Raw genomic sequence first — 25,170 nt, forward strand, 5'->3', positions numbered from 1 at the left:
GAAAACGAGGTAAACAAATCATGTAAACCTGGTGATAAAAAAGCGTAGACAGAAAAACAGAAGGTCTCATTTATAGAGACAGACTTTTGTCTCATGCAAACAGCCCCTCTATCAGAGGGAAACAGCCCCCTCGTTTTTAGTCCCAGTCACTAAATTCAAAGCTCAACTGTTCCCAAGCTCTGTGTTGGTCATCCGTTTCTTCTTTCGGATTAGAGACAGAAAGTCCGATGAGACGGATAGGGTGTTGCTCATATTCAACACTTTTCATCAATTCTTTGGCAAGTGGAAGAATAAGATCCAACGTCGTCAATTCTTGTGATTGAGTAATGCTTCTCGTAATTTGGTTAAAATCGTGGAATTTGACTTTCAATGTCAGAGTATTCCCTTTGAACTCTTTTTGGTGAAGACGTTCGATCAATTCCACAGCCACATGATAGAGTTCAATGATAACGGAAGAGCGTATAGAAATATCCTTTTCTAAGGTCCGTTCACAACCGATGGATTTTCGGATACGAATAGACTCAACAGGTCGTTCATCAATTCCGCGGGAACATTCATAATAGAGTGCACCAACCTTGCCAAAGTGAGCAGTCAGCATCTCCAATGAGCATTTCCGAAGTTGCAGTCCATTACTAATTCCAAGCATATGCATTTTCTTGGCAGTAACAGGGCCTACTCCCCAAAAAGATTCGATAGGCAGGCGAGCTATAAAGTCAAGTGCCTGTTCCGGATGGATCGTACAAAGTCCGTCCGGCTTGCGATAATCAGAGGCAATCTTAGCTAGAAACTTGTTATAAGATACTCCTGCAGATGCAACCAGATTCAACTGTTCCCGAATACGAAGTTTGATTTCTTTTGCAATATCGACAGCCAAAGAGATATTCTTTTTATTCTCCGTCACATCCAGAAAAGCCTCATCTAACGAAAGAGGTTCGATGATATCTGTGTACTCATGAAAGATTTCATGAATCTGGCGGGAAATGGATTTATAAACATCCATTCTGCCGGGGACGAAAATCAGTTGAGGACAAAGACGCTTTGCTTTCTGAGAGGACATGGCAGAACGAACACCATACCGACGTGCCTCATAGCTGGCAGCAGCTACAACTCCCCGCTCTTCAGCATGTCCTACAGCTAAAGGTTTTCCACGAAGTTCCGGATGATCACGCTGCTCTACAGAAGCGTAGAATGCGTCCATATCTATATGTATGATCTTTCGCAAAGCCATTCTCTATTCAGTTAGCAGAGCAAACTTACTACAAATTTCCGAATAAATAAAACATCTTTTTCACTGCTATTTATTTATTGTTGAGATTAAATGCAAAGCGATATAATCTATTCAATTTATATATTAAACCTAAAAGTTATTTACACCAAAGAATGATTATTTAAAATCACAAGAAATGCGGAGACTATTAAAATGATTCTCACTATCACAACTGTTACATGTAACCAATGTCGCTTAAATTCAATATATCCGGTCAACAAGCATAATCCGCTAATTACAAGAACAAGACTATAATTATCTTGCTTGATAATTACTCTCCAAAGGCTTGCAAGAGTTATCATAATTAAAATAATGAAGGTGATTTTTCTAATTATCTTTAAATATTTATCAGGATCGTCTGTGTTTACCATACTTCTTAAATTTATATTATACAACAACTTTGAATAAATCTCTTTTCAATAAATATACCTTCAATACATTATTAAAAAAAGATGAAAAGTGCATCAAAAGTGGTGTAAGCTATCAATAATCGATTAAATGAGCAAGAATATCCGGAAATATTCAAGCTTTTATATTCAATTATATTCTTAATAATATTATATTTGTAAAACATCACTATAAATGATGTAACTTTATAACTAGAGATCTATTACAAACAAAAAATTTACTATTATGAGAAAACTACTAATCTGTATTTTAATCTTTTATAGTATTGCCAGTACGTATGCTCAAAATGGAGTTACTTTCAATGTTGAAAAACTTTCAAAACCTGAAAGATTACTCCCGACAGAATCTGATGAAATTCTTTACCGAAAAATGATATTATCTGAAGCTGGTCTAGAACCTCGCTCCGCAACAATAAATAATAAATACCCTTATAATATTATCGCAAAAAATGAAGCTCCCGATAATTTAGTAAATGCCGGCAATAGTGCCTTTTTTAAGGGTATGCATCTTGCCTATGCAGAACATAGGCCCTTTATCCTATCTCCAGATATGATATGGTTGCTAATCAGTCAGGGATTTGCACAACACATCAATGCAAATAAAGAAGAAATGAGAAGCTACTTTGTCGATTACTCAGGTAAACTATCTTTAACTGCACAATCAGAGAAGGCGCTAAATGATCCAGATCTTGTATGGGAAGAGATTTTCCCTCAATTTACCGAACAGATAAAGAAAAATGTCGGAGATAACCTAGTTGAATTGCTAACCTGCAATTTCTCAACAACAACTTTATTAGAAAAAACCGCTTCTGAGATAACAATCATGGAAACAATGAAGCCCTATTTCGAATTTATCGTCGTATACATTATTTGTGGAATTCCGGAAATTACTCTTGAAGGAACACCTGAAGACTGGGAAAAGGTATTGGCTAAAGCCAGAGAACTAAAAGAATATAAACTTGAATGGTGGATTTCTGAACTGGAGCCTGTTTTAGAAGAATTTGTAAAAGCCTCAAAAGGGAAAGTAAACAAAGAATTCTGGCGTAATATGTTTAAATCTCATTCTAAGGGATGTGGAGATCCAGAAATAATTGACGGATGGATTGTTAAATTCTTCCCTTATAATAAATATGGAATAAAGAATGATTTAAAGCAAATTAAAGGAGGAGATAGTCTGCCTAATGAATTTGTAAAAGTTGATGTAAAATTTCTTGAAGTATATGATAACTTAACCGAAGAAACTGAATTGGAAGTTTGGTCGGGTTTTATCGGCCTGAAACAGAATAAGGATAATTTTGCCTTAAGACCTCAAATGGGTTGGATGGTCAGAAAGAAAGAGAATCAAAATACCGAATTAGCACGTAAATTAAACATAAATGCTCAAGATACAAGTTTTACTCCTGGTAGCGGTATTTGTCTAAGAGTGAAAGAATTCCCTCCTGTTGTATTATCTGAACTTCTAAGAATCTCAGAAAACAGAATTGAGAAATTTACAGTAAACAGATTAGAATTACAGTTTGTTGATGATATCAATATACCGGACGAACTATCTAAAGTTGATATTAAAGAATTAGTATTATCCGGAAAAATAAGTATTGCAGGAAAGATGCGTATTAAAAAGCTGTTCCCTAACACTAAACTCACTATAAACGGGGACAGATGGTAATGTTATATCACTTCAACTATACTAAAAGATACGAATAGAAATGATAAATCACAACGGACAGAAGAAAAATAAAAAACTTTAGTCTGCTTATGGAATTTGTGTGTATTCTGCATCTCTATAGTAAAAGTGAATTAATAATAACATTAAATACTTGTAGTTATGAAAACAAATCAATTTAGGGCGTTCATGTTCGTACTGCTAATGGCAGTTATTTCTTTGGGAGAAGTAAGTGCACAGCTTATAGAAGTAAAAGGAACGGTTGTAGATAACAAGAATAATCCGTTGATAGGTTGTAATATAACCGTTAAGGGAACAAAAGACGGGACTATTACAGATATCAAAGGAGCTTACTCCATTCAAGTAGCTAAAGGTGGAATTTTATGTTTCTCATATATAGGTTATGAGACAGTAGAGGTGATTGTTAAGTCTGAGAAAATAAATGTGATGATGGAAGAATCTGCTAAGGACGTATGGGAAGAAGTCGTAGTGGGTGGAACAGCTGCACAAAAGAAGATAACTGTTACAGACGCTCAAAAAGGGATCACTTTCAAGGTTGAAGAGCTTTCAAAGCCCGAGAAAATACTTAAGACAAAATCTTATGAGGAAATCTATCCCAGTCTTATACTGTCAGATACCGGCTTCACGCCTTTTGATGTGAAAGAGAAAAATATAAATATACCCTATAATATTCTTGCAAAAAGCAAAGCTCCCGACTATTTGGTGACTTATGATTATAACTCCTTCTTCTACGGCATGTATGAGGCATACTCAGATCATAGACCATTTATCTTATCTCCCGATATGATTTGGTTATTAATCAGTCAAGGATTTACAAGACATGTAAAAGCCAATCCAGAGTCTATGAGAAAGTTTTTTGTCGATTTCGACGGAAAACTATCTTTAGTTGTAGAATCATATAAGCCACTAAATGATCCGACTCTTGCATGGGAAGAAATTTTCCCTAGATTTACTGATCAGATCGGACAGCATACCGGAGATGAGTTAGTCGAGTTACTATCCTGCAATTTTTCAACGACCACATCCGTAGAGAAGATCGCTTCCGAAATAACCATCATGGAAGCAGTAAAACCTTACTTCGAATTTATCATCCTATATGCAGGATGCGGAATCCCGGAAATAACACTTGAAGGAACACCGGAAGACTGGGAAAAGGTTTTAAATAAAACCCAGAGACTAGAAAAGTATAATCTCAAATGGTGGATTTCCGAACTGGAACCTCTTTTGCAGGAATTTGTAAAAGCCTCAAAAGGAGACATTAATAAAGAATTTTGGCAGAATATGTTTAAATATCATTCACAAAAGAAATACGGAGCTCCTAATATCATTGATGGATGGATAGTCAAGTTTTTTCCTTATGATAAAGATGATAAAAGAAATGATCTGAAACAGTTGGAGGGTGGCAAAAACTTACCTAACGAAATTGTGAAAGTCGATGTCAAGTACATAGAAGCAGGCAATGACTCTATTATAGAAACTGAATTAGAATTTTGGTCCGGTTTTATCGGGTTGGAACAAAATACTGAAAATTTTGCTCTAAGACCTCAGATAGGTTGGATGGTCAGAAAAAAAGATATTAATGATAGCGGGCTAGAGAAAAAATTAAGACTTGATGCCCAAAAGGATAATTCCGGTTTTTATAATGGCATTTCACTCAAAGTAAAAGAGTTTCCTCTTATTTTATTGAAGCTCGATAATATCAAAAACCTACAACTACAATTCAAAGATAAAATAGACATACCGGACGAATTATCAAAGGTGAAGATAGGGAAATTAGATTTATCCGGAAAAATTACGCAAGAAGGAATAGAACGAATAAAAAAACTGTTCCCTACTACCATAATCAGAATAAATGATACGATTGTACAGGGAAAATTATCTTGGTAAGTAGAGATCCTTGCCGGCACTATTTAGTTTAAGGTCAGTCTCTACTCATATAAAGTAAACAGGGTGTTGCCGAAGTTATTCTTTTGCAACACCCTGTTTATTTAAAAATCGACCAATAATTAGCCTGGAAGTGGAGCTGGAGGGAATCGAACCCTCGTCCAAACGAGGAAATCATAAGCTTTCTACATGCTTATCTTTGCCTAAATTTTCGTGTTGGAACAGAACCAAAGCCATCAATTCCAACCTTATCCTCTAAAGTTTCATCAAAAGCATGAGGCTACTTTCGACTATCCCCGATGTAACTGCACCACTGAACCGGAATGCTTCGGAGCAACAGCTTCCGAGTGATGTCTCGTCCTGGCACCTAGTGCCTGGATTAAGCTAATCTACTATGATTCGATTAAGCAGCAAGAGCGTAATTAGTTTCGCCAGATAAAATTTTGATAACTGATATTTAAGTGGAAATTACCGACCCACTGCATGCTTACCTACCATTTCTGCCCGCTGTCAAATCCAGTCAACCCCAGAATTCACCCGTACAGAATAGCGAGTTTTCAGAACTCTTTCCGAGGGCACAAAGATAGAAAATGTTTTCGGATTTACGATGAGCTATTAGCAAATATTATATTCATCAAGCTTTCATGAACTACTATTAGAACTTTTTCGTACGAAAACAACTAACTTTTCTCAATGAGTTACATTTACGTTTAATCACATTCCCGTCGTAAGATATGATTAACGCTGAAAACATAATGAAGAAGTATACGCTAAGTCACCTTATTAGGTTATCAGGATGAAATGAGAAAACAGCTAATAACGTTATCTGAAATAAATTAACTGCTTCTTGGAAAGGTAACAGGAAAGATTACATTATCTTTGTCTCGCAAAAGGATGTCAAAGTAACTCGGCAGAAACAACGGGATTGGCATCGCAGAAGTAAAGTAGTTACCTGAAATAAAAAAATAATAACCATAAAATACACCTGCTTATGCTCAAAACACTTGCTACTATTTGTATAATCGGTATGGCTGCCACAAGTTGCACGCCCAAAAGAACGCCTCGACAGGAAAATTCGGAAGAAGTGAATCACGAACTGACTATGGTCGTAGGCACCTATACTACTGGAGATAGTAAAAGCAAAGGCATTTATAGTTTCCGCTTCAACGAAGATGACGGAACAGTAACTCCACTTAGCGAAGTAGCCATTGAAAATCCGTCTTACCTTACTCCATCGTCTGACGGTAAATTTATTTATGCAGTGAGCGAGTTCAATGATGAACGGGCTGCCGTAAATGCACTGGCTTTTGATAAAGAAAAAGGAACTTTCCGTCTCCTAAACACACAAAAGACAAAAGGCGAAGATCCTTGTTACCTCATCAGCAATGGAAAGAATGTGATAACAGCTAACTACAGTGGTGGAAGTGTTTCAGTTTTCCCTATCAGCAAAGACGGCTCTCTCTTGCCTGCATCCGATGTTATACAGTTTCAAGGTTCAGGAATAGATAAAGAACGTCAGGAAAAACCTCATCTACATTGTGTCTGCATTACTCCTGACGGAAAATATCTGTTTGCTGATGATTTAGGAACAGATCAGATACACAAATTCATTATCCATCCTAATGCTGATTCAGAAAATAAAGAAACCTTTTTAAAAGAAGGTGATCCGGCCTCTTTTCAGGTATCTGACGGTTCCGGTCCCCGCCATCTGACTTTCTCACCGAACGGAAAATACGCATACCTTATTAACGAACTTTCAGGTACAGTTATCACTTTTCAATACACTGACGGGATACTAAAAGAGACACAGGTAATTGCTGCAGATACGGTTGGAGCGAAGGGAAGCGCAGATATTCATATTAGTCCCGATGGGAAATTCCTATATGCCAGCAATCGTTTGAAAGCAGACGGAATCGCAATTTTCAGTATTCATCCGAATGATGGAACATTAACGAAAGTGGGTTATCAACTAACAGGCATTCATCCTCGGAATTTTATTATCACCCCTAACGGAAAGTTTCTGTTAGTTGCTTGCAGAGATAGCGATGTCATTCAAGTATACGAAAGGAATCCGGAAACAGGATTGATTAAAAATATATATAAAGATATCAAAATAGATCGACCGGTTTGCCTGAAATTTATCCCATAAACTGTAAAAGGGTCAAACTTAGTACATAGATAGCTCTACATAAGAAAAAAACAGCATTTCCTCTATCAACCTATCACCGGCATCCGGTATCCCCCTGTTCATCGGACATTCAGGTGGTGATAGGTTGAAAAAAGACCTATCACCATATCTATCACCTATCACCACTGATACTATAACACATTACTAAACTCTTGAAGCATATATATCTTTTCTCAAGTATTAATAACCCCAATATAAAGTATTAATAGTTGAGATGTCAGCTATTAATACCCTAAGTGTAGAGTATTAATAGCTAACTAATAGGCTGATAATACCTTCATATTAGGAATTGAATTGATTCAAATTTCAGAATAAGCATACAAAACAAAGTGTTTATACGTTTTAAACAATATGTTCTTCTATATGAAACAAAGTGTTCTCCTATATGAAACAGTGTGTTCTTCCATAAAAAAGAGTGTAGTTCGTTTTAATCTTTTATAAATCAGCGATTAAAAGTGTTTTTATAAAGATGCAAGTAACGATATAGTAGTGGAAGTCCAGCTACACATTGCATTGCTCTGCATAATTTCAAATATCTCTCTACGACAAAGATAGTCAATGTTGTTAATAGTTACAAGTTAATCAAAACTTATTTTAGTTTGTAATTGGTTGTTTAATGCTTCAAGAATAAGCCTTATAGCGATAAATTAACAACTAATAATGTCTAAATACTTATTCTCATCTCTTCCCAAAAGTATATAGTAATTACGTAAATACCACATAAGGATTCATGCAAGTTATTTTCCAAAGTTTATCATCTTCGTCATAATCAAAGTAAATTCCATTAATATTACTGACTTTAGAAAAGTCAATATCTGATTCACCTATTTCATTTATAACACTAAAATTCGGACTAACTAAATATTGCTTATCATTAATTATTCTTGCCATTAACCTTTTTGTTCTTTTATGTACTTTTCCATATCTGAAGTTAGGAACTTTTTTAATTTTTATAAATTTTCTCTTCGAAAATCTTACTAATAAATCGATCCATAATGCTGCATTTTCTGATACTTGGTTTTTATAGTAATCAGCATGGTCTATTAAATCTTGTTTATATGTTCTAATGCTTTTTTCCCAAAGATCATCATCATATAAGTTGGCAATTTCATAGGCAGAAATCCTTGAGCGAATTCCTGCTTGATAGATTTTAACTGATTTTATGTTAGGTAATCCTAATTCTACAAGAATAGCCAATTCTTCGATAGTATCCGCTTCTTCAATTAAATTCTGTTTCTTCATTTTCTTTGAAATACCATTGAGAACCCAAGGCATATTGAAAGAATAATGTTGAGTTACTATATTAACTGCATTTTCATGTTGAACGATATCTGACATGGATATTCCACTTAACCACTTTTTTCGTATCTCTTTTATATCAACACTATCTTCAAATTTTTCTTTATATATATTCACATCTCTAATGACGTCTTCTATATTTTCAAGAAGTGAAATGCGTTCTTCTAATGTTTTATCACTTACTATATAGCTTTGAACAATACTAATAATCTCGCTAAGCTTCTCATCTATTTGCAAATCTGAATTGATTGGAATACCAGAAGATACAATACTTTCCCAAATACTTTTTTCTATCCCTACCTTTTTTGTTATACCTTTAATTCTAGCCTTTATAAAATCGAGAACTTCATCGCCAGTAATATCTTCATAATATTGAGCTTGTATATAGGCTAAGGATTTAGTAAAATAACTATCAATCCATTCCAATGTGTTTCCTTCAAAATTATTCGAATTATGCAATGATAATAATCCGTCATCAATCAAATCAAGAAGATCATTAACTTCATCTAAAGACTCATCAATTTCATTAATACGATTTTCAGCAAGTAAATTAATTAAGTTATCAAATGCTATTCCGTTAAGTTGAGCCACTGTTTTAAGTGTCCTTATTAGTTCCAAACAACCACTCTCTGCTCTATCTATATTACTCTTATTAAGATATGCAGAAATCATTTTTCTTTCCCAATTTATTTTATTCTCGTCTTTTTTGGTTATATCATGAGCAACTAAAATTTTGCCTTCATGATCTACAAAAGCACGCCCCGCTCTACCAGCAATATTCCAAAAATCTCTTTTCGTAATAGGATTACCTGATTGATACAAAGTTGAGAAAATTACAGTAGAAACTCCAAGATTAACTCCTTGTCCTAATGTTGAAGTCGCTATAATAACTCTTGGCTTCTCACTTCTCATTAATCTTTCTAAGGGAATTCGCACATCTGAGATCAAATCTGCATTATGACAGAAAATTCCTTGTTTAGCAAACTTAACCCATTCCGTATCTTCACCATAAGATTCTATGCAAGCCAGTTTAAAGGCTCTCCAATTGGCCTTGTTTCTAAATCTAAACTTCTGTTCTTCAGGCTGAATACATTTTTCATACTCTCTTGCAATGGCAAAAACAGATTTCTTGATTCCAACGAATATTAAAACAGGACCAAACTTCCTTAGTTTATATGCAGTAGAAGCTATGGCTTGGTTCTTATTTTCAGGAAAGTAATGCATTATCCTTTCTTTAGGCTTCTTAGGCAACTTTTGTCGCATAATAAAATTAGGATTAAATGAATTTCTTTCTGCATCAGTGCTTTTCCAATTTAAATTCACAGAAACTCCATTCCATTCCATTATTCCGATTCTTTCATCAGAAGGTCGCCAATTCTCTTTGTAAACATTATCAGTAGAATCCGTTAGCCATTCAGATAGATCTTCTGCATTGGGTAAAACGGCAGATAATAACAAGAATCTTCCACCATTAGCTTTTACATGATACTTTAATTCCTCATAAAACATTTCATTAACTATGAGTCTTTTATCAGTTCCCAATAAATGTCCTTCATCTATAATTACAAGTTTGATACATGATAAAATATCCTCATTGCTTCTAAAGAGTGCTTTGGCCTTTTCTGGTGTTGCTACAATTACGGATGATTCGTCTATAATTCTTTCATCAAGCTTACTAAATAAACTTCCACCATATAGATGTGAGACTGAAACATCAAGATTGCTAAAAATCTCATCAAACGAATTTTCTATTTCGTAAGCTAGTGATCTATAAGGGGCTATAAAAAGAATTTTCGCTTTAGGTTCATTTAATAGACAGTTTAAAATCGCAATTTCACCAATTCTTGTTTTTCCACTACTTGTAGGAATGCTAACAATACTCCCCTGCTTATTATTCAAAACCTTTGGTAAAGAGTTTCTTTGAGTAAGAAACAATTCTGTTATACTGCCATTTTTATAAACTAATGATTGTATATACTTTAACGGAAGTTTATCTTCCGTATTAAAATAATTTCCTAATACATACCATAATGAGGATTCTTTAAATCCATCTATAATGAGAAGTAATAATCGAATAACCCACCAAACATCAGGTTCACCTCTCATTGCGGCTACTTCTTGAAGATTTACAAGATCCTTTTTTGCAATTTCTAAAAAATCTTTGTTTCCTGTCTGATAAAATTGCACATAATAATTTAATGATTTTGCTATAATTATCTCATAAATTTTTGTAGCATTATCTTCTTCAAAATGTTCAGCCAGATATTCATCCCCATAACTGGAGTTTGTAATAAGTTTATCGATTTCACTTAATAACTGATCAAATTTTCTATTAAGAAATAGAGATACTAAACTTGAAATCATTGTATCACTCTCAAGTTTGCCTATAAGTATAAATGCCTTAGAGTATTGAAAACAAACGTAATAAGAAAGAGCGGAGATTAGACAAAATAGTTTCTTATTTTTTGTCTGAATATGAATAGAACCGTGTATATACTCAAGTATTAAAGCTCCTTTTTCTAGAGAATGAGATGCTTTTAGATAATTATGTTCACTAAAATAATTACATCCAATATTTAGATATTTGAAAGCTAAGATATTTAGCTGCTCATCTTTAATTGTATATCGAGGAAAATTTTCTTTAGATTCTTCCGTATTATATAGGATATATCTAGCGTTAGCTTGAGCTATTAAGTTTTGCAAAGTAGAATCTGATTCTAATTCTTGGTAGCTTTTTTCAACATGCTCTATATTCATAATAAATCAGGGTTAGATATTAGTTCTTCTGCTTTTTCAAATATGGATTTAATAAACTCTTCTGGCTGACCAATTCCAATAGAAATGAAAACCAAATTTGAATTATCACTATTCAAATGTTTTTCAACTGTTTCTGAAGTCTTGGTATTACTTAGTAACAAACCAACATAAATAAGGTCGCCTCTATCTTTTATATCTTGCACTATATAATCATCCAGCTTTCGAGCAAGTAATTCATCTGATTTTGCTATTTCTTCTACTAAGAAAGTGTACGATAAAGGCAAAGTATCTTTGTTTAAAGATTTGGTAATATCTTCAACTACATTCTTTTGAGGAGTAGTGCGAAATTTCGATTCTCCCAAATAAATTTTGATTTTCTCATTACCATTTTCTTCAAATAAATCAACCATCAAAGTGTCATCTCCTTTAATGGCTTGATCAACATTTGGATTATATTTCAATTTATATACCTTGATAAATTCTTTTTTTTGTGATGCTTGAATATAATCAGTAAGTAATATTTCCGTAGCATTACCTTTTTTCACCTTATCCGTAATAGGTAATTTTCTATGCTGCTCTGCATATTTAGCAAAGCCTAAACTTTTATATTTTTCTTTTAACCTAGATATTCTAAACTGAGTATAATGGTGATTAATTATTTTTTTTGCCATCCATTCTATTAACTCATCATCTACAGCTGTAATTTCAGTAAGTTCCCTGTGGCATTTCATATAGGAATCTGGCAAATCATTTGCAGCAAGCCATTTCCCATAAGGATGTGAATTATCTGGATGCTTCCCAATTAACAGTTCTTGTTTCGTCATAATTTTTAGTTTAAAACAAAGGAAAAATCATTTTACTGCTTTAAAACTGGCAGAAACAGTATTGTAGTAGCGCAATCCAGCTACATATTCTGTTGCTCTGTACAATTTCAAGTATTACTCTAACACAAATGTAATTAATGTTTTTGACGGTTACAAGTTAATCTGAATTTATTAGAAGGCTTGGTATTAATTGGAGGGTACTAAAAAACTTTTTATAGAAAATTACCCCTCTACTGATAGTTCTGAGAAGAGTAAAATCTGATTTTTGGGGTGCCCTTCATTATATTGTTTACCTATAAATATCTTTTTGAAAAGAATGGTAACTACTGCTATTTTTCTTTCTACCTTAAAGGAAGAAAAAAAGCATTCTGTAAATCGACATTGATACTAAGTAAGTTACAAAGAAAATATGGGGCTGGCGGTTACCGTCAGCCCTATTTTTTCATGCCCAATTTTGAAAACTTTGCAACCGAAGAAAGAAAAATAACCCATTGGAACAAAGGAATATTTTATGGAAGAGAACAGAAATGATATTGAGATACTCAAAGCAATGATAAAGGAAAACTTTGAGGAACAACGAAAACTGATTGCCAAGCTGGAAACGGCTCTGGAAGCAGTAACCAGTTTCAACGGCAAGCAAATGCTGGACAGCCGGGATATGCGCCTGATGCTGAAAGTATGCGACCGGACACTGATCCGCTGGCGTAATTCCGGCAAACTCCCATTTTTCAAACTCAGCGGCAAGATTTACTTCTGGGCTTCTGACGTATATAAATTCCTGAGAGAAGAATGTCTAAACGAAGATTTCATATCCGATTCTATTAACTCATAAATAAAAATTCACATGGAAAATCAAGCTAAAGTAATCGTCATAGAACGAAACAAATTCGCATCACTTGTCAAATCACACCGCAAATGTCTTCAGATGCTGAACATCCTGACCTACATCTACACAGTTAAGGAAGTAAGCCTGACCCTGACCTTGCAGGAAATCTGTGAAGTCCTGCACATGACTCCCGAGGAAGTGGAGATACAGCGACAGAAAGGATATATCCGCTTCACGACACAGAAAGGGATGACCGTCTATGAAATCACGGACCTGCTCCGATTGGAGAATATGCTGGAGATGGGGAGTGTCTATCGTAAGATCGACAAAAAAGTAATGAATCTCGAACCTCTAAATAATGAATAAACAATGAAAGAAGAAGAGCAAGACAAGAAACAGCGGAAGCGTCTGGTACACGCTTCTCTGTTTAGTGGATTCGGCGCCCCAGACCTGGCTGCCGAATGAATGGGATGGCAGAATGCCTTCCATTGTGAGATAGACGATTTTTGTAATACCATTTTAAATTACTGGTTTAAAGATGCAAAAAGTTATACAGATGTCGCAACGACAGATTTCAGAGAATGGAGAGGAAAAATCAATGTCCTTACAGGAGGTTTTCCTTGTCAACCATTCTCTGTCGCAGGCCAAAGAAAAGGAGCGGATGATAACCGTTACCTCTGGCCTCATATGCTCAGGGCCATACATGAGATCAGGCCCGATTGGGTCATTGGTGAGAACGTTGCTGGCATCCTCACGATGGTACAGCCCGGCCAGGAGACTGAAGTGGGAAGTCAGTCCACTCTATTCGGAGAGAGTGAGCCTGTATTTAAAAGACGGCAGCAATATGTTGTTGAAACCATTTGCCGTGATCTTGAACGTGAAGGATATTCCGTCCAGCCGGTACTTATACCGGCTTGTGCCGTCGGAGCTCCCCACCGCCGGGACCGGGTATGGTTTATTGCCCACCGTGACAGCCCAGGATTACAAGCGCAGGGGACCGAACAGCCGCCAGCAGGGATTGCCGGAGATGATCCATGAAATACTCCTTCCCACTCCATTGGCTACGGAGATACACCATCCGGAAAGGGTTCACAAATGGAAACAGGCCCATGCTCCATCCCTGCACAGCCAGCTCAAAGGGGAGAAGAAACCCAACGGATTGAGCGACTTTCTGGACTTTTACGGGATGCTGCTGCCCACCCCGGTAGCCAGCGATGCCGGTGTGGGTGCGGTAATGGGGAAAAACGACAAGATCATAGTGACACCGAAAGGAAAGGTGAGAAAGATCAATCAGAAAGGCCATGTCTGGAGTGTAGGGCTTGGGAGGATGGCGGAGCTTCTGCCCACTCCGACAGCGAGGGACTGGAAGGGCGCGGCAAGCCCGGAAAGTCTGGAGAAGAGAGGCCGGATACCGGAAAAGAACAGCCTGCCCGATTTCTTCGCCCGGACTGGAAAGAGTTTCCAGCTGAATCCCCTGTTTGTAGCCGAGATGATGGGCTTCCCCCCCGACTGGACGGTATCTCCTTTTCTCGGTGAAGACAGGCATCCATTAAAGGATACGGGAACGCTATCGTCCCCCAGGTAGTCTACGAGATATTTAAAGCAATAGAAGAAACCTATAAATTAAACAGTCATGAATAAAGTATCAATATTTGAACATCCTGAGTTCGGACGCATCCGGACACTGGAAATTGACGGGAAAATATGGTTCTGCGCCTCAGATGTTGCCGCCGCACTTGGCTACTCCAATCCGAGAGATGCCGTCGTAAGACATTGTAAACCAATGGGCGTCGTGGTTTACGACACCCCTACACGCAGTGCCGTCCAGAAAATCAAGTACATCAGCGAAGGGAACGTATACCGGCTGATTGCCGGTAGCAAGCTGCCTTCCGCTGAGAAATTCGAAAGCTGGATATTTGATGAACTGGTTCCCGAAACACTAAAGAACGGTGGCTATCTTCTTAAGAAGAATGGCGAAACGGATAATGAACTACTTGCGCGTGCCATATTGCTCGCACAGAACCGTATAAAAGAGCGAGACAGCCGTATTTCAGCATTGGAGAAGGAGAACAACTATGCTATCCTGAAACTCAAGCTACAGGCCCCAAAAGTTCAGTATTATGACAAAGTCCTCCAATCCCAAAGCACCTACACGACCACACAGATAGCGAAAGAATTGGGAATGACTGCCGGTATGCTGAACAAACGGCTTCGATGGGCAGGCATCCAGTTCCGTCAATCCGGTCAATGGCTGCTCAAAGCTCCTTATCAGAATCAAGGCTATACGGCAACCCGGACCCATGTATGGGAAAGCCGCACAGGAGAAACCGGCACGGCCATGTTGACCGTTTGGACGGAAAAGGGTCGGTTATTCATACATTATCTTTTTGAGGCTTATCTGGTATAGCCGGAATATAAGACTGGGATAAATAAAAAAGCTACTGAAACAAAAATTCAGTAGCTTTTTTATTGCTTTCAATTGATACTATCTCAACCGTGGTCCCGTTTTCTTCTTTTCTTTCACAGGCACAATCTCTTGTCGGGGTGCTTCTTGCGGCCTTATCCTTTCACTTACAGTCTCACTCTGAAGAAGCCTGTTTAAATACCGGAGGTCCTTCAGCAATTTCTGTTTGCATTCTATCTCCAGGGAATGGGCCATATTCGACATCGGGCTGGTACTTTTCTTGACAAGCGGACCGTTCAGGAGATCATCTTCTATATACAGGGTATAACGCTTCAAAATCCCTTCAATATCCTTCGGCGTTTCAGCGGCATCAATCGCCTCCTGAATGGCCTTATAATTCTTATCCATATAACAGGCCTTATACAAGTCATCGGCATGCCAGTCAAAGAAATGAAGATAGTTTTTTCCCAGTTGCTGGTTATACTCTTTTATATCGCTTTCCACAACCCCTTTCTTCTTGTCAAGATATTGCTGCAATTGTTCGATCCTTAAATCACTTTTATCCATTGTTGTCCGATTTATAGTTCCATGTCCGTTTCAGTTTTGCTCTGAAAGGATATATCCAGTTCTCTTTCCTGATGGAAATTATCCGCTATCACGAATTTAATCTCCGCATTCTTGCTGCTTCGGTTATGATAGAAGAGCGTGAATACCTGGCGGCAGGGATCGCTGTCATCCAACTCCGCTATCGAATCCAACGGTTGCATCTCCCGGTTCACCAGATAGACCTTCTTCTTGTCGTACACCTCGCCGCTGCCCTCCATCTGTATATAACCGATTTGATAGCCGGCTTCCTCATAGTTTCCGCTACGATTGAGTGTCAGACGAATCTCCACGGTTTCATCCGGGGAAATGGTCTTCTGGAGATACCAGGACGTTAGCGAGAAATCATAAGCCTGCTGTACTTCCAATTTATCATCACAGCCACCCAGCAGGCAAAGCAATGTGAGCATGATACCACTTATTATTAATTTCATCTTCATGATTTTACGTATTACTAAATGAATAATTTACTTGATTGAGTCCGTTGTCGGCTAACGCCTGATGCCCGTTTTTATCTTTCTTTCAGGCGGCTCTTCTCTCTTCTTTTCTGTTTTATTAGCCGTCTGTTGCAAATTCTCTTCGGGAGGCGTTTGCGCAAGGATATTCGCGAATTCCCGGTAATCCCTAACCAACTGCTGCATACACTCCAACTTCAGGAAATGGGCAACATTCGTTGTCCGGCTGGAACTGTTACAATCCACCTGACCGTTCAACAGTTTGCTCTCACAGTAAGCAATGTTGTCCTCAACAATATTCCGAACCGTATCCATGTCCTTTGCCCCGTCCACCGCCTGCCGGAGTATCTTATAACACCCGGACATAAAATGAGACTTATACAGGCTCTCCGCATTCCATTCGAAAAAGTGCAGGAAATTCCCATTCATCTTCTTGCTTTGTTCACGTATGTCCCGGTCTTCCCGGTTTATTTTCATATCCAGCCAATGAAGCATCTCATCCACGTTCCAATTGCCTTGTTCCATACTATTGCCGCTAATTAAAAATGTACTTGACACCGACAACTACCGCCGTGTGGAAATTCCCCACGGATGATCCGAAGAATATCCTCTGGCGGACATTGAAAAGAAAAACCAGCCTGTCGGAAAGGAACGCCTCCATCTCGAAAGCCGGGGCAAAACCATAAATGAAGCATCCGTCATTCTTTAAAGTCGCCCCGTCATAGAGCAGCTTGCAGTTCCAGTTGGTCGTCTCATAACCCGCCAGAGCGGAAAGACCGGCAGAGAAGAACACGTTCCTGCCACGGTCCGAGAAGAACGGCACGAAATAGCCTACCTCTCCGGTAAACTGCGCTTTGGGAATCGCAATGTCCTTGTAGGAATAGTGCTTCTTCACATAATCCGCCCCGAACAGCCAGCGGGAATGGTTCCGGTTATACCGGCTCAGAGCCACTCCGAGCTGAAAGTTACCACGCAGATGCTTCACATTCGAACCGAAGTCGTCCACACCGCCTAACATGAGCTGGATACCTTTCTGTCCCGGCAGGTAACGCTGGGCAAAGCATTCGCCTGCCACAAAGGGCAGACAAATGCATAACATAATAAATAAAACTCTTTTCATGATTACTCACCGATTAATTCATTCACAATACGCGCATCCACCAGATCACTGTTCTCCATATAGAACCGCTGGTGACGGCCTCCCCCTTTCTCGTAAATTTCCACTTCCAGCAACTTGTCGTCAGGAATGACAATCTTCGGGAAGGCATACACGATACGTCCCGTGCTCTTTCCCACGATGCGTGTCAGGGCATTGAGCGTGCGTACCGGTTCAATATAAGTTTCCTGCCGGGCCGTCCTTTTGGCTATCTTCTTATCCACTATCTTAAACCGCACGAAATCCACATCGAAAGGCACATTGGAATTGTTCGTCAGGGAAACATGGAAGAATATCAGGTCCTTATGCACATAAATGCCCTTCAAAAGAGCCTGCATCCCGAACTGCCTGCACCCGATATGCTTCACGTCCCTACGGTCCAGCCGGTGGATGGTGTACATCACGCTGGCAATGACCGTCGGATCTTCCTCGCCCAGTTCCGTGACACGGATGGAACTGCCTCCCTTCTTTTCTCCCTCGTCCGGGTTCATCCACTGGTCCATATTGATATTCAGCGTGGAAGGCTCCTCCTTATAAACCACATTGAAAGAAAAGAAAGAACCGTCTCCCGTAATCACGGAGAAGTTCGTCTCGCCCGGAAACTCCTTCACCGCCGCCTTGACACGCACCACATTCTCGACCCCGTCAGCTTTACCTGCGATGATATTGTTACTTCCCAGGTCCACGTAACGAACTTCAGTGGGAAAGAGGATATGCACCGTCTTTCCGAAAGTGACCTCTATCTTATAAGGAGTGATATGCTGGCCCGCCGTCAGAATCCTGACGGGATTTGCCGGTCTTTCTTCCTGTGCGAAACCGGATACCGAGGCCAGTACAGCCATCAATAATGCTATTACTATTTTCATTGTCTTATCTTTTTTATTAAAGTGAATAATCCGTTATTGTTTCTTTGTGACCAGCAGCACCTTATATCCGGCTTTCAGCGTCACCTTGACCGCACGGACCCGCCCGGCAATCAACCGCGTGCCGCCCTGCATGACTCCGCGCGTCAGGTCCATGACCACCTGCTGTCCGGCAGAACGTGCGAATGATACGCTGTTTCCCATGCTCTCGCTGACCGTCCCAGCCGCATCCTTTGCCGCATTGCGGGTTTCCGATCCGGGAACGAAAATCCCTTTTTGCCCGTCTATATCGTAAGTCGCCAACTGCACGGGGATGATATTTCCGGCATACTCGATGCTGCTGATCAGGATATCCAGACGCTCTCCCTGTATGACCGCCGCACCCGTTACCAGACTGTTCTCCGGAACGGTAATACTTCCTGCCTGCAGAGGTTGCAGCAACCGGAGTCTTACCCTGCCTCCCTGCTCAATGGTCTGGTTCTCCGAAATGCAGGCGGCGATGGTATTCGTCCCCATTTGGTAGCTGCTCCCGACAGCAGTATTAAAACCGTAATTCCTCTCGACAGTGAGCGAAGCGATAAAAGCGGAATCCGTAACAGGTCGTGAAAGGCCGGAAGTCGTCTGATACTCCGCCCGCTGAACCGGAACAACTTCCGTGGGTTCTTCTCCGACAGCTTTCTCCCGAACCGTATCCTTGTCAGGGTTCAGATACTTTGCCGCCATCCTGTAGGAACGCTCCATCAGTTCTTCACGGGTAGCCGCCTTGCTCTTTTCCTTTTCCGCCTCTTCCAGTTTTTTATTCAGTTCGTCCACTTTTCTTTCCAGATCGCCGCTTGCCGTCTCTTTGGGAGTTTCATAGAAATCATCCAACTGCCCGGAGATTTGCTCGTAGGTATTAACAGACTGTTGCAACCGGTCTCCGTCCTTTTCTTTTTCACCGGTATCGGATGATTTTCCATTATTCATCAATGTCCCGGCAAGCTGCTCCAGCGACTTCATCCGGCTTTCTTCCTCCACTTCCGCCTGCTGCTTCTCATAGGCGGCGGTCTTCTTATCAACCAGTTTGGCCGTGGTAGGCTCCGGCACGTTCACATTGAATCCTGAATTTCCGGGAGCTTCCGTCCCGTTTTCCTTGCCGGTGGGGGCAAATATTCAGTACATGACTCCCAGGAAGACCAGCACAAAGGCCGGAATCACAATGAACTTCCTTCTTTTTTCCATCTCTTCCGGTGTGAGCACCTTCTTCTCTTTTTCCGGTTCTTCCTTCAAGGCTCTGACGTTTTCCGGCTGTACCGCCGTTTCTTCTGCCGCTTCGGGCTTTTCCAAATCTTTATCTTCCATTACTCGTGGGTTTTAGGGTGATACATTATACTGTCTTTATCCGCCCGGTGGATGGAGTCCGCCGGATGGACAAACGGCAACTCCTTTTGTGTGCCGTGGGAGAGAAAACGCCCGAAAGCGCGTGTTACGGTGATAGCACATAGAACGGTACTGATAGCCAGCATGCCCACAAGCACTCCCTTACGCTCTTTTTCGGACAGCTCCTCGCAAACGTTCTTTAGCTTTTCGCTGATCTCTGTCTTTATCTTCCTGCTTTTCATTACCTTATTATATTAGCGTTCAACGGTCCTTATATCCCTGTTTTCCAAAATCTCAAAGCGTTCCGCCATGAAGCCTTGCGGATTATTATCCGACCTGACCGTACTCTGCAGGAAGCAACGGGTGACCAGGGAACGCTCGGTGATATTGCTGTTTCGGATAATCATCTGCCGGGCAAAGGTGGTGATCCGGTACGGATAGTTATCGAAATCACACTGCATGCTGTCCACCAGGACAGTCTGGTTGATATTGCCGCTGATCAGACGGTTATAATAGCCTTTCTCGTTCCAATCCCGGTAATAACTATAAAGACTCTTGTCCGCCAGATACATGGCCCGGTTGATATTGGATTCGATAGCGGCCTTATCGGGAGCCAGCGTAAAGAACAGTTCATGCATGCGGCGCACATGCTCGCGGGCCTCCACCGGACGGTTCAATGCCGCATCCTGGGATAACGCCACTATGAGTGACTTGCCCTGATCCAATACATATACCTTCTCCCGTTGCTGGTTGGCAAAGAGATAGGACCTTCAAATGGCATACGTAGTCAGCGAGGCGCAAATGCCCAGAAAGACCAACGTGAACAGACGGATCTGCCTGAACGAGGATTCGATGTTTTTTAAACTTTTAAATTCCATAATTTTATGTTTTTTCAATTTCTACTTTTTCAATAATACGGCACCGACGTTTCCCGTTGAAGCACCCGCCGCAGCACCGGCTACATTGGTCACCTTGGATGCCGTATTGTTGACATTCCGGTTATAGGAACTCATACCTCCCGCCTGGACAATCCAGTTCGAAACAGTCGGCACACAAAAATATCCGATAATGCCGATGACCATGAATATCAGATAGATGGCCGAGGAACCGTCTACGTCGATGATACTCATCGGATCGGCCATCAGGTTCATCTCTTCCTGCAGGATGAGCGTCTGTATCTTGGCAAGCATCGCCCCGAATAGGTCTGATACCGGCAGCCAGAGATAGACACTGATATAGCGTGCCAGCCATTGGATGAGCGTGTTCTGCAGCCCGTCAAAAACACTCAGGGCAAAGGCTATCGGCCCCAAAATGCTCAAGACTATCAAAAAGAAGGTACGGATCGTGTCGATGACCAGCGAGGCAGACTGGAAGAGAATCTCCAGCAATTTGCGCATGACCATCTGGACAATACCTTGCAGGGAGAAGGCATACGAAACCTCATACATGGTCTGCAAGGCCGTATGTTCCTCCTCACTCCAGCCCATGTTATCCAGTTCCGCATCCAGCTCCTCATTGTAAGCAAAGACACGTCCGGTCATCATCGTCTTAGCCATCATGTCCGCACGGAGCTTGTCCTTCTCCTGCTGGTACTTCTGCAAGTCGAAGGTCTGGTCACGGAGCAGCATTCCGGTTCCCTGAACGATGGGGCTAAAGATACCGTTGAGAGTTCCCAGCACCATCACGTCAAAGAAAAGGATACACATGCCCAGGACAAAAGGCCGTAACATCGAAAAGACATCGATGGGCTCCGCACGGGAGAGAGACTGCCAGACACGGTAAGCGATATAGAACAAAGCCCCTAATGCAGCGAGTGCCATCGCCATGTCCATCATCGGGTGGCAGAGTTTGGTCATCGTATCATAGAGATTCCGAAGAATCTGGTGCATATTTTCAAATGAAATGGATAATAATACCATAATTGATTCTTTTAAAATTGTAGACTACCAATAACGCTCATCCTTGCCGTACAGGTCGAATACCTGTTGCTGCTCGTTCTTCTCCTTGGCACGCAGGTAGGATACATGCAGGTTCTTGCGGGTGTAGTAGTTGGCCAATTCCTTGTAATGTGTCATTTCCCTGTATACCCGGTTCACCAGGTCGATGCGTTCCTTGTCGTTCATGGACATGCCGGTGGGGTTGATGATATTCTTCAGCTCTGCAATGCTGCGGCTGCTCTTCTTCATGATGGTGTTATAACCGGCAGCTATCGCATTCAGTTCCCGCTGGCTGAAATTCTTGTCGGTCAGCATCTTGCCGAAATTGTTTACATAAATTTCAGAAATGTCACTGAGCATCAGGACGGACTCTTTTACTTTCTCACTGCCGCTGATCAAGTCATTCACCTTACGCAGTTTATCATAATACTCACGCCCCTGTTCGAAAATCTTTGAGGTCTCTTTCCATGTGGAAAGTGCATTTTGAGCCGTTTCAGATGTTTCCACCATTTCATTGACACTGTTCACGATACCCTGGACGAGGTTGCCCGGATCGCTGACCACCCATTGTGCCTGCACGCTTGCCGGTACCATAAAGGGCGACAGGACAAACAACATGCTTAAAATTCTCTTTTTCATTGCTTCTTGATTTTAATCGTTTATTTTTTCTTTTTCTTCTCTTTAGCCAACACGCGGATCGCCTGCTCCATATTACCGCCCAGCTTCTCGGTCATTTGTGTGACTTCCAACTTTTCGGTTTCTTCTGTGGTATAGGTGAGATACTCCTCGACAGAGGTCTCTGTTGCATAGACAGCAGACTGGACACCACCCAGACCAATCCAAACTTCCTTATACTTCCTTGCCGGATCGTTAGCCTGATTGATAGACAGGATTTGTCCTTTTTCTTTGTCGGTCAGTCCGAGCAGGGACTGTACGGAGTCAAACTTGTTGATATACTTTCGCTGATCCAATAGAATCTTGCAATCGGCATTGTTGATGATGGTGTCCTTGATAATGGGACTTGACACGATATCATCCAACTCTTGAGTGACAACCACAGCCTCACCGAAGTACTTTCTAACCGTTTTGTGTAGGCTAAGCACCCAGCGCCTTATCATATTTCTATGGTAGGTTTCCAAATGCTCGCCCCCGAACCGGACTTACACCTCTCAGCGTATCCGGCTCTCCACTAATTTCAGTCTATCTTTCCGTCATGTATCTTCTTGTGACAACTCCTGCACACGGCAATCGTCTTGCGTTTACGGGCAATCATGTGTCGTTCCCAGCTTTCCTTTCCCTGCAAGTTCTTTAGTTTCCTTACATGGTGCATAACAAGGTCGTCTGTCGCTCCACATAATTCACACTCACGGGCTTTCAGCCTTTCAACAAGGCTTGTCCGCCCCGCAGTATAAATTGTTCGTGGCATAATGTCACATTCCGATTTATAGGTGGGCTTCTTTCGTTTGAAGCCACCGTCGTAAAAGTATCTTTCCTTTACACCAGTTTTAGTCATGTGCGTTACGATAAACCTACCGTTCTTACGATATTTCTTGTTTACCTTACGTGTTCGGCACTTATATTTGCCTGCAAACGTTTTGTACATGCTGTATTCCATGATGTACTTGAAATTATTCAAGGCATGGGCGCAGTTGTTGGCTATGGAGTAGTAATTATAGAACCCCACGATTTCCCGATTATAACTATCAAGGATTTCAAGGTCGTCATTGAATATCAGTCCCGATTTACATTTCGGTTTCCATATTTCCTTTCCGTTACGGTTTGTCAGTTCCAAGACTCCCCAATCGAAAAGTTTTTTACGGACTGTTTCCGTACTGACATTCAAGCAGACCCTTTTACCATAGGTTCTTCTCAATCTACCCCGTTTATCCCGTCTTTGGTCATTGGACTTTCTTACAGTGATTTCATATCCGAGAAACTTGGCCGGTCTTTCCGTGTGAGTGACAAGTGTCTTTTCATCGGACAGCTCCAATGCCAGTCTGTCAGCAAGGAAGTTTTTAATATCTTCTTTTATCTGTTGCGCATCCTGCTTGCTTCCGATAATTCCCACAAGAAAATCATCTGCATATCTTGCATATTTCATTCTTCTGTAATCGGCATCCATTTCTTCGCCGTTGGGATATTTAGCCCGTCCTTGTTCTATTGCTTTCAGTTCAAGGATTAGCTTTGTCCTTTGCCTTTCGTCTTTTACGAACTTCAATCTTCGCACAATACGTTTTCTTGCATTGCCAAAGTCCATACTTTCTCTACTGAATTTTCGTTTCTTCCCTTTGTCGAATTTGGCTGTGTATTCCTTTATATACTTATCCAGCTTGTCAAGGTATATATTAGCCAATATCGGGCTGATGATACCCCCTTGCGGTGTGCCACTGTAAGTATTGTGGAATTGCCAGTCTTCGATATATCCCGCTTTCATAAACTTGCGTATCAATCGGATGAAGCGTTCATCCGCAATACGCTCCAAGAGAATGTTTATCAATACATCATGGTTTATATTATCAAAGAAGCCTTTTATGTCTCCCTCCACAAACCATTTTGCACCATTAAACTCCTTTTGGATATGAGTTAATGCAGTATGGCAGCTTCGATTGGGACGGAAACCATGCGAGGTGTATTCAAAATTTCCCTCGTATATGGCTTCCAGTACCATTCTTACTACTTCTTGTATCAACTTGTCATTGAAAGTCGGCACGCCAAGAGGTCTTTTCTTACCGTTTTTCTTCGGTATGTACACCCTCTTTGACGGTTGGGGCTGGTACGTTTCATCTTTTAACGTATCAATCAACTTTTCAATTCGTTTCAGGCTCATGTTGTCAATGGTCTGACCGTCTGAACCTTTAGTCATGTTACCCTCTTTAGCGTAGATACGCTGATAGGCAACGTAGAACATTTCCTCATTGAACAAAATTCTGTAAAGACGTTCAAACTTATAGCTTGCATCCTTACTGTGTTCTGATAGACTGTTTAATACTCTTTCTGGACTTCTCATAATGTCTCTCACATTTTCCGTTAATTGTATTAATAATTAGCTGCTTCCCTTCGCCATGTACAAGGCGTTACCTTGCTCAAACTACTATGGAAGCTCCGTTACCACTCCGAATTTTCATAGGTCGAACCTAATAGCCTTTCGGCACTTCGGGATAGGTAATCCCCGTTTATTACATCGTAACTGTTGGCATGATAGATTGTCGGATACGACTTCCGTCCTTTACTCGCTTACTGCGGTTGTGTCGTGATAA

23 protein-coding genes, 1 other RNA gene and 2 pseudogenes are annotated in these 25,170 nt (G+C 40.5%); 9 read left to right on the forward strand and 17 right to left on the reverse strand.

Annotated features, from left to right (window positions below; all coding sequences use genetic code 11):
* Positions 1-136 precede the first annotated feature (136 nt).
* Positions 137-1,228, reverse strand: coding sequence for a DNA polymerase IV (dinB, locus tag EJF25_RS11425; RefSeq protein ID WP_125041243.1), 1,092 nt, complete (start codon positions 1,226-1,228; stop codon positions 137-139).
* 672 nt (positions 1,229-1,900) lie between these two features.
* Between dinB and EJF25_RS11430 the strand changes: the two genes are divergently transcribed.
* From EJF25_RS11430 to EJF25_RS11435, 3 genes and pseudogenes are all read left to right on the forward strand, one after another.
* Entirely contained in the window at positions 1,901-3,340 is a 1,440-nt protein-coding gene (locus tag EJF25_RS11430) for a DUF4419 domain-containing protein (protein WP_125041244.1), read from the forward strand.
* A 201-nt stretch (positions 3,341-3,541) separates the two neighbouring features.
* Positions 3,542-3,817, forward strand: a pseudogene (locus EJF25_RS25650) (carboxypeptidase-like regulatory domain-containing protein); the annotation flags it as partial.
* Between the two features lie 9 nt (positions 3,818-3,826).
* The gene (locus EJF25_RS11435; protein WP_235016789.1) at positions 3,827-5,245 is read left to right on the forward strand and encodes a DUF4419 domain-containing protein; all 1,419 of its coding nucleotides are present in this window, start codon (positions 3,827-3,829) and stop codon (positions 5,243-5,245) included.
* Positions 5,246-5,373: 128 nt separating this feature from the next.
* On the opposite strand, the gene ssrA is transcribed toward EJF25_RS11435, so the two are convergent.
* Positions 5,374-5,770: a transfer-messenger RNA gene (ssrA, locus tag EJF25_RS11440) on the reverse strand.
* Positions 5,771-6,233: 463 nt separating this feature from the next.
* Here ssrA and EJF25_RS11445 point away from each other — a divergent pair.
* Positions 6,234-7,391 carry a lactonase family protein gene (locus tag EJF25_RS11445; protein ID WP_125041246.1) on the forward strand — a complete coding sequence of 386 codons (1,158 nt, stop codon included), beginning with the start codon at positions 6,234-6,236 and terminating at the stop codon, positions 7,389-7,391.
* Positions 7,392-8,135: 744 nt separating this feature from the next.
* On the opposite strand, the gene EJF25_RS11450 is transcribed toward EJF25_RS11445, so the two are convergent.
* Together EJF25_RS11450 and EJF25_RS11455 are read right to left on the reverse strand one after the other, a co-directional pair.
* The gene (locus tag EJF25_RS11450) at positions 8,136-11,486 is read right to left on the reverse strand and encodes a DEAD/DEAH box helicase (RefSeq protein WP_005680081.1); all 3,351 of its coding nucleotides are present in this window, start codon (positions 11,484-11,486) and stop codon (positions 8,136-8,138) included.
* Entirely contained in the window at positions 11,483-12,310 is an 828-nt protein-coding gene (locus EJF25_RS11455) for a Hachiman antiphage defense system protein HamA (RefSeq protein ID WP_008644752.1), read from the reverse strand. Before EJF25_RS11455 ends, EJF25_RS11450 begins: the two co-directional genes overlap by 4 nt.
* Positions 12,311-12,821: 511 nt before the next feature.
* On the opposite strand from EJF25_RS11455, the gene EJF25_RS11460 reads away from it, so the two are divergent.
* The 5 genes from EJF25_RS11460 to EJF25_RS11475 all read left to right on the forward strand — a co-directional run bounded on the left by EJF25_RS11460 (position 12,822) and on the right by EJF25_RS11475 (position 15,543).
* A complete protein-coding gene (locus tag EJF25_RS11460; RefSeq protein ID WP_005680083.1) occupies positions 12,822-13,142 on the forward strand; it encodes a helix-turn-helix domain-containing protein in 321 nt (106 codons plus the stop codon).
* A gap of 12 nt (positions 13,143-13,154) precedes the next feature.
* Complete coding sequence (locus tag EJF25_RS11465) at positions 13,155-13,502, forward strand: hypothetical protein (RefSeq protein ID WP_005680084.1); 348 nt, start codon at positions 13,155-13,157, stop codon at positions 13,500-13,502.
* Positions 13,503-13,601: 99 nt separating this feature from the next.
* Complete coding sequence (locus tag EJF25_RS25655; protein ID WP_225739788.1) at positions 13,602-14,174, forward strand: DNA cytosine methyltransferase; 573 nt, start codon at positions 13,602-13,604, stop codon at positions 14,172-14,174.
* Between the two features lie 57 nt (positions 14,175-14,231).
* Positions 14,232-14,672, forward strand: coding sequence for a hypothetical protein (locus EJF25_RS25660; RefSeq protein WP_225739787.1), 441 nt, complete (start codon positions 14,232-14,234; stop codon positions 14,670-14,672).
* A gap of 97 nt (positions 14,673-14,769) precedes the next feature.
* Positions 14,770-15,543: a phage antirepressor KilAC domain-containing protein gene (locus tag EJF25_RS11475; protein WP_004308051.1), complete on the forward strand. Its 774-nt coding sequence runs from the start codon at positions 14,770-14,772 to the stop codon at positions 15,541-15,543.
* 78 nt (positions 15,544-15,621) lie between these two features.
* Here the strand turns inward: EJF25_RS11475 and EJF25_RS11480 are convergent, their stop codons facing one another.
* The 13 genes and pseudogenes from EJF25_RS11480 to EJF25_RS11540 form a co-directional block, all read right to left on the reverse strand.
* Positions 15,622-16,107 (reverse strand): hypothetical protein, encoded by a 486-nt coding sequence (locus EJF25_RS11480; protein WP_005680086.1) that lies wholly within the window; start codon positions 16,105-16,107, stop codon positions 15,622-15,624.
* 11 nt (positions 16,108-16,118) lie between these two features.
* A complete protein-coding gene (locus EJF25_RS11485; RefSeq protein WP_005680087.1) occupies positions 16,119-16,583 on the reverse strand; it encodes a TraQ conjugal transfer family protein in 465 nt (154 codons plus the stop codon).
* A gap of 51 nt (positions 16,584-16,634) precedes the next feature.
* A complete protein-coding gene (locus tag EJF25_RS11490; protein WP_005680089.1) occupies positions 16,635-17,123 on the reverse strand; it encodes a hypothetical protein in 489 nt (162 codons plus the stop codon).
* A 10-nt stretch (positions 17,124-17,133) separates the two neighbouring features.
* A complete protein-coding gene (locus EJF25_RS11495) occupies positions 17,134-17,718 on the reverse strand; it encodes a conjugal transfer protein TraO (protein WP_120173020.1) in 585 nt (194 codons plus the stop codon).
* A gap of 2 nt (positions 17,719-17,720) precedes the next feature.
* Positions 17,721-18,620 (reverse strand): conjugative transposon protein TraN, encoded by a 900-nt coding sequence (gene traN / locus EJF25_RS11500; protein WP_005680091.1) that lies wholly within the window; start codon positions 18,618-18,620, stop codon positions 17,721-17,723.
* Between the two features lie 33 nt (positions 18,621-18,653).
* A complete protein-coding gene (gene traM / locus EJF25_RS11505; protein WP_074706886.1) occupies positions 18,654-19,769 on the reverse strand; it encodes a conjugative transposon protein TraM in 1,116 nt (371 codons plus the stop codon).
* Positions 19,770-19,958, reverse strand: a complete 189-nt coding sequence (locus EJF25_RS11510) for a hypothetical protein (protein ID WP_005680093.1) — start codon at positions 19,956-19,958, stop codon at positions 19,770-19,772. It abuts the gene before it with no gap.
* The gene (locus tag EJF25_RS11515; protein ID WP_005680094.1) at positions 19,958-20,218 is read right to left on the reverse strand and encodes a hypothetical protein; all 261 of its coding nucleotides are present in this window, start codon (positions 20,216-20,218) and stop codon (positions 19,958-19,960) included. Before EJF25_RS11515 ends, EJF25_RS11510 begins: the two co-directional genes overlap by 1 nt.
* Before the next feature lie 12 nt (positions 20,219-20,230).
* Positions 20,231-20,854 (reverse strand): annotated as a pseudogene (traK, locus tag EJF25_RS11520) (conjugative transposon protein TraK).
* A 21-nt stretch (positions 20,855-20,875) separates the two neighbouring features.
* Positions 20,876-21,895, reverse strand: coding sequence for a conjugative transposon protein TraJ (traJ, locus tag EJF25_RS11525; protein WP_008644756.1), 1,020 nt, complete (start codon positions 21,893-21,895; stop codon positions 20,876-20,878).
* A gap of 24 nt (positions 21,896-21,919) precedes the next feature.
* Positions 21,920-22,552, reverse strand: a complete 633-nt coding sequence (locus tag EJF25_RS11530) for a DUF4141 domain-containing protein (protein ID WP_005680097.1) — start codon at positions 22,550-22,552, stop codon at positions 21,920-21,922.
* Between the two features lie 20 nt (positions 22,553-22,572).
* Positions 22,573-23,016, reverse strand: a complete 444-nt coding sequence (locus tag EJF25_RS11535) for a TraG/VirB4 family ATPase (RefSeq protein WP_255344453.1) — start codon at positions 23,014-23,016, stop codon at positions 22,573-22,575.
* A gap of 92 nt (positions 23,017-23,108) precedes the next feature.
* Positions 23,109-24,920, reverse strand: a complete 1,812-nt coding sequence (locus tag EJF25_RS11540) for a reverse transcriptase/maturase family protein (protein WP_004318718.1) — start codon at positions 24,918-24,920, stop codon at positions 23,109-23,111.
* Positions 24,921-25,170 lie beyond the last annotated feature (250 nt).

Origin of the sequence: Bacteroides faecalis, from assembly GCF_003865075.1 — a bacterium.
In the GTDB taxonomy this organism is placed as follows: domain Bacteria; phylum Bacteroidota; class Bacteroidia; order Bacteroidales; family Bacteroidaceae; genus Bacteroides; species Bacteroides faecalis.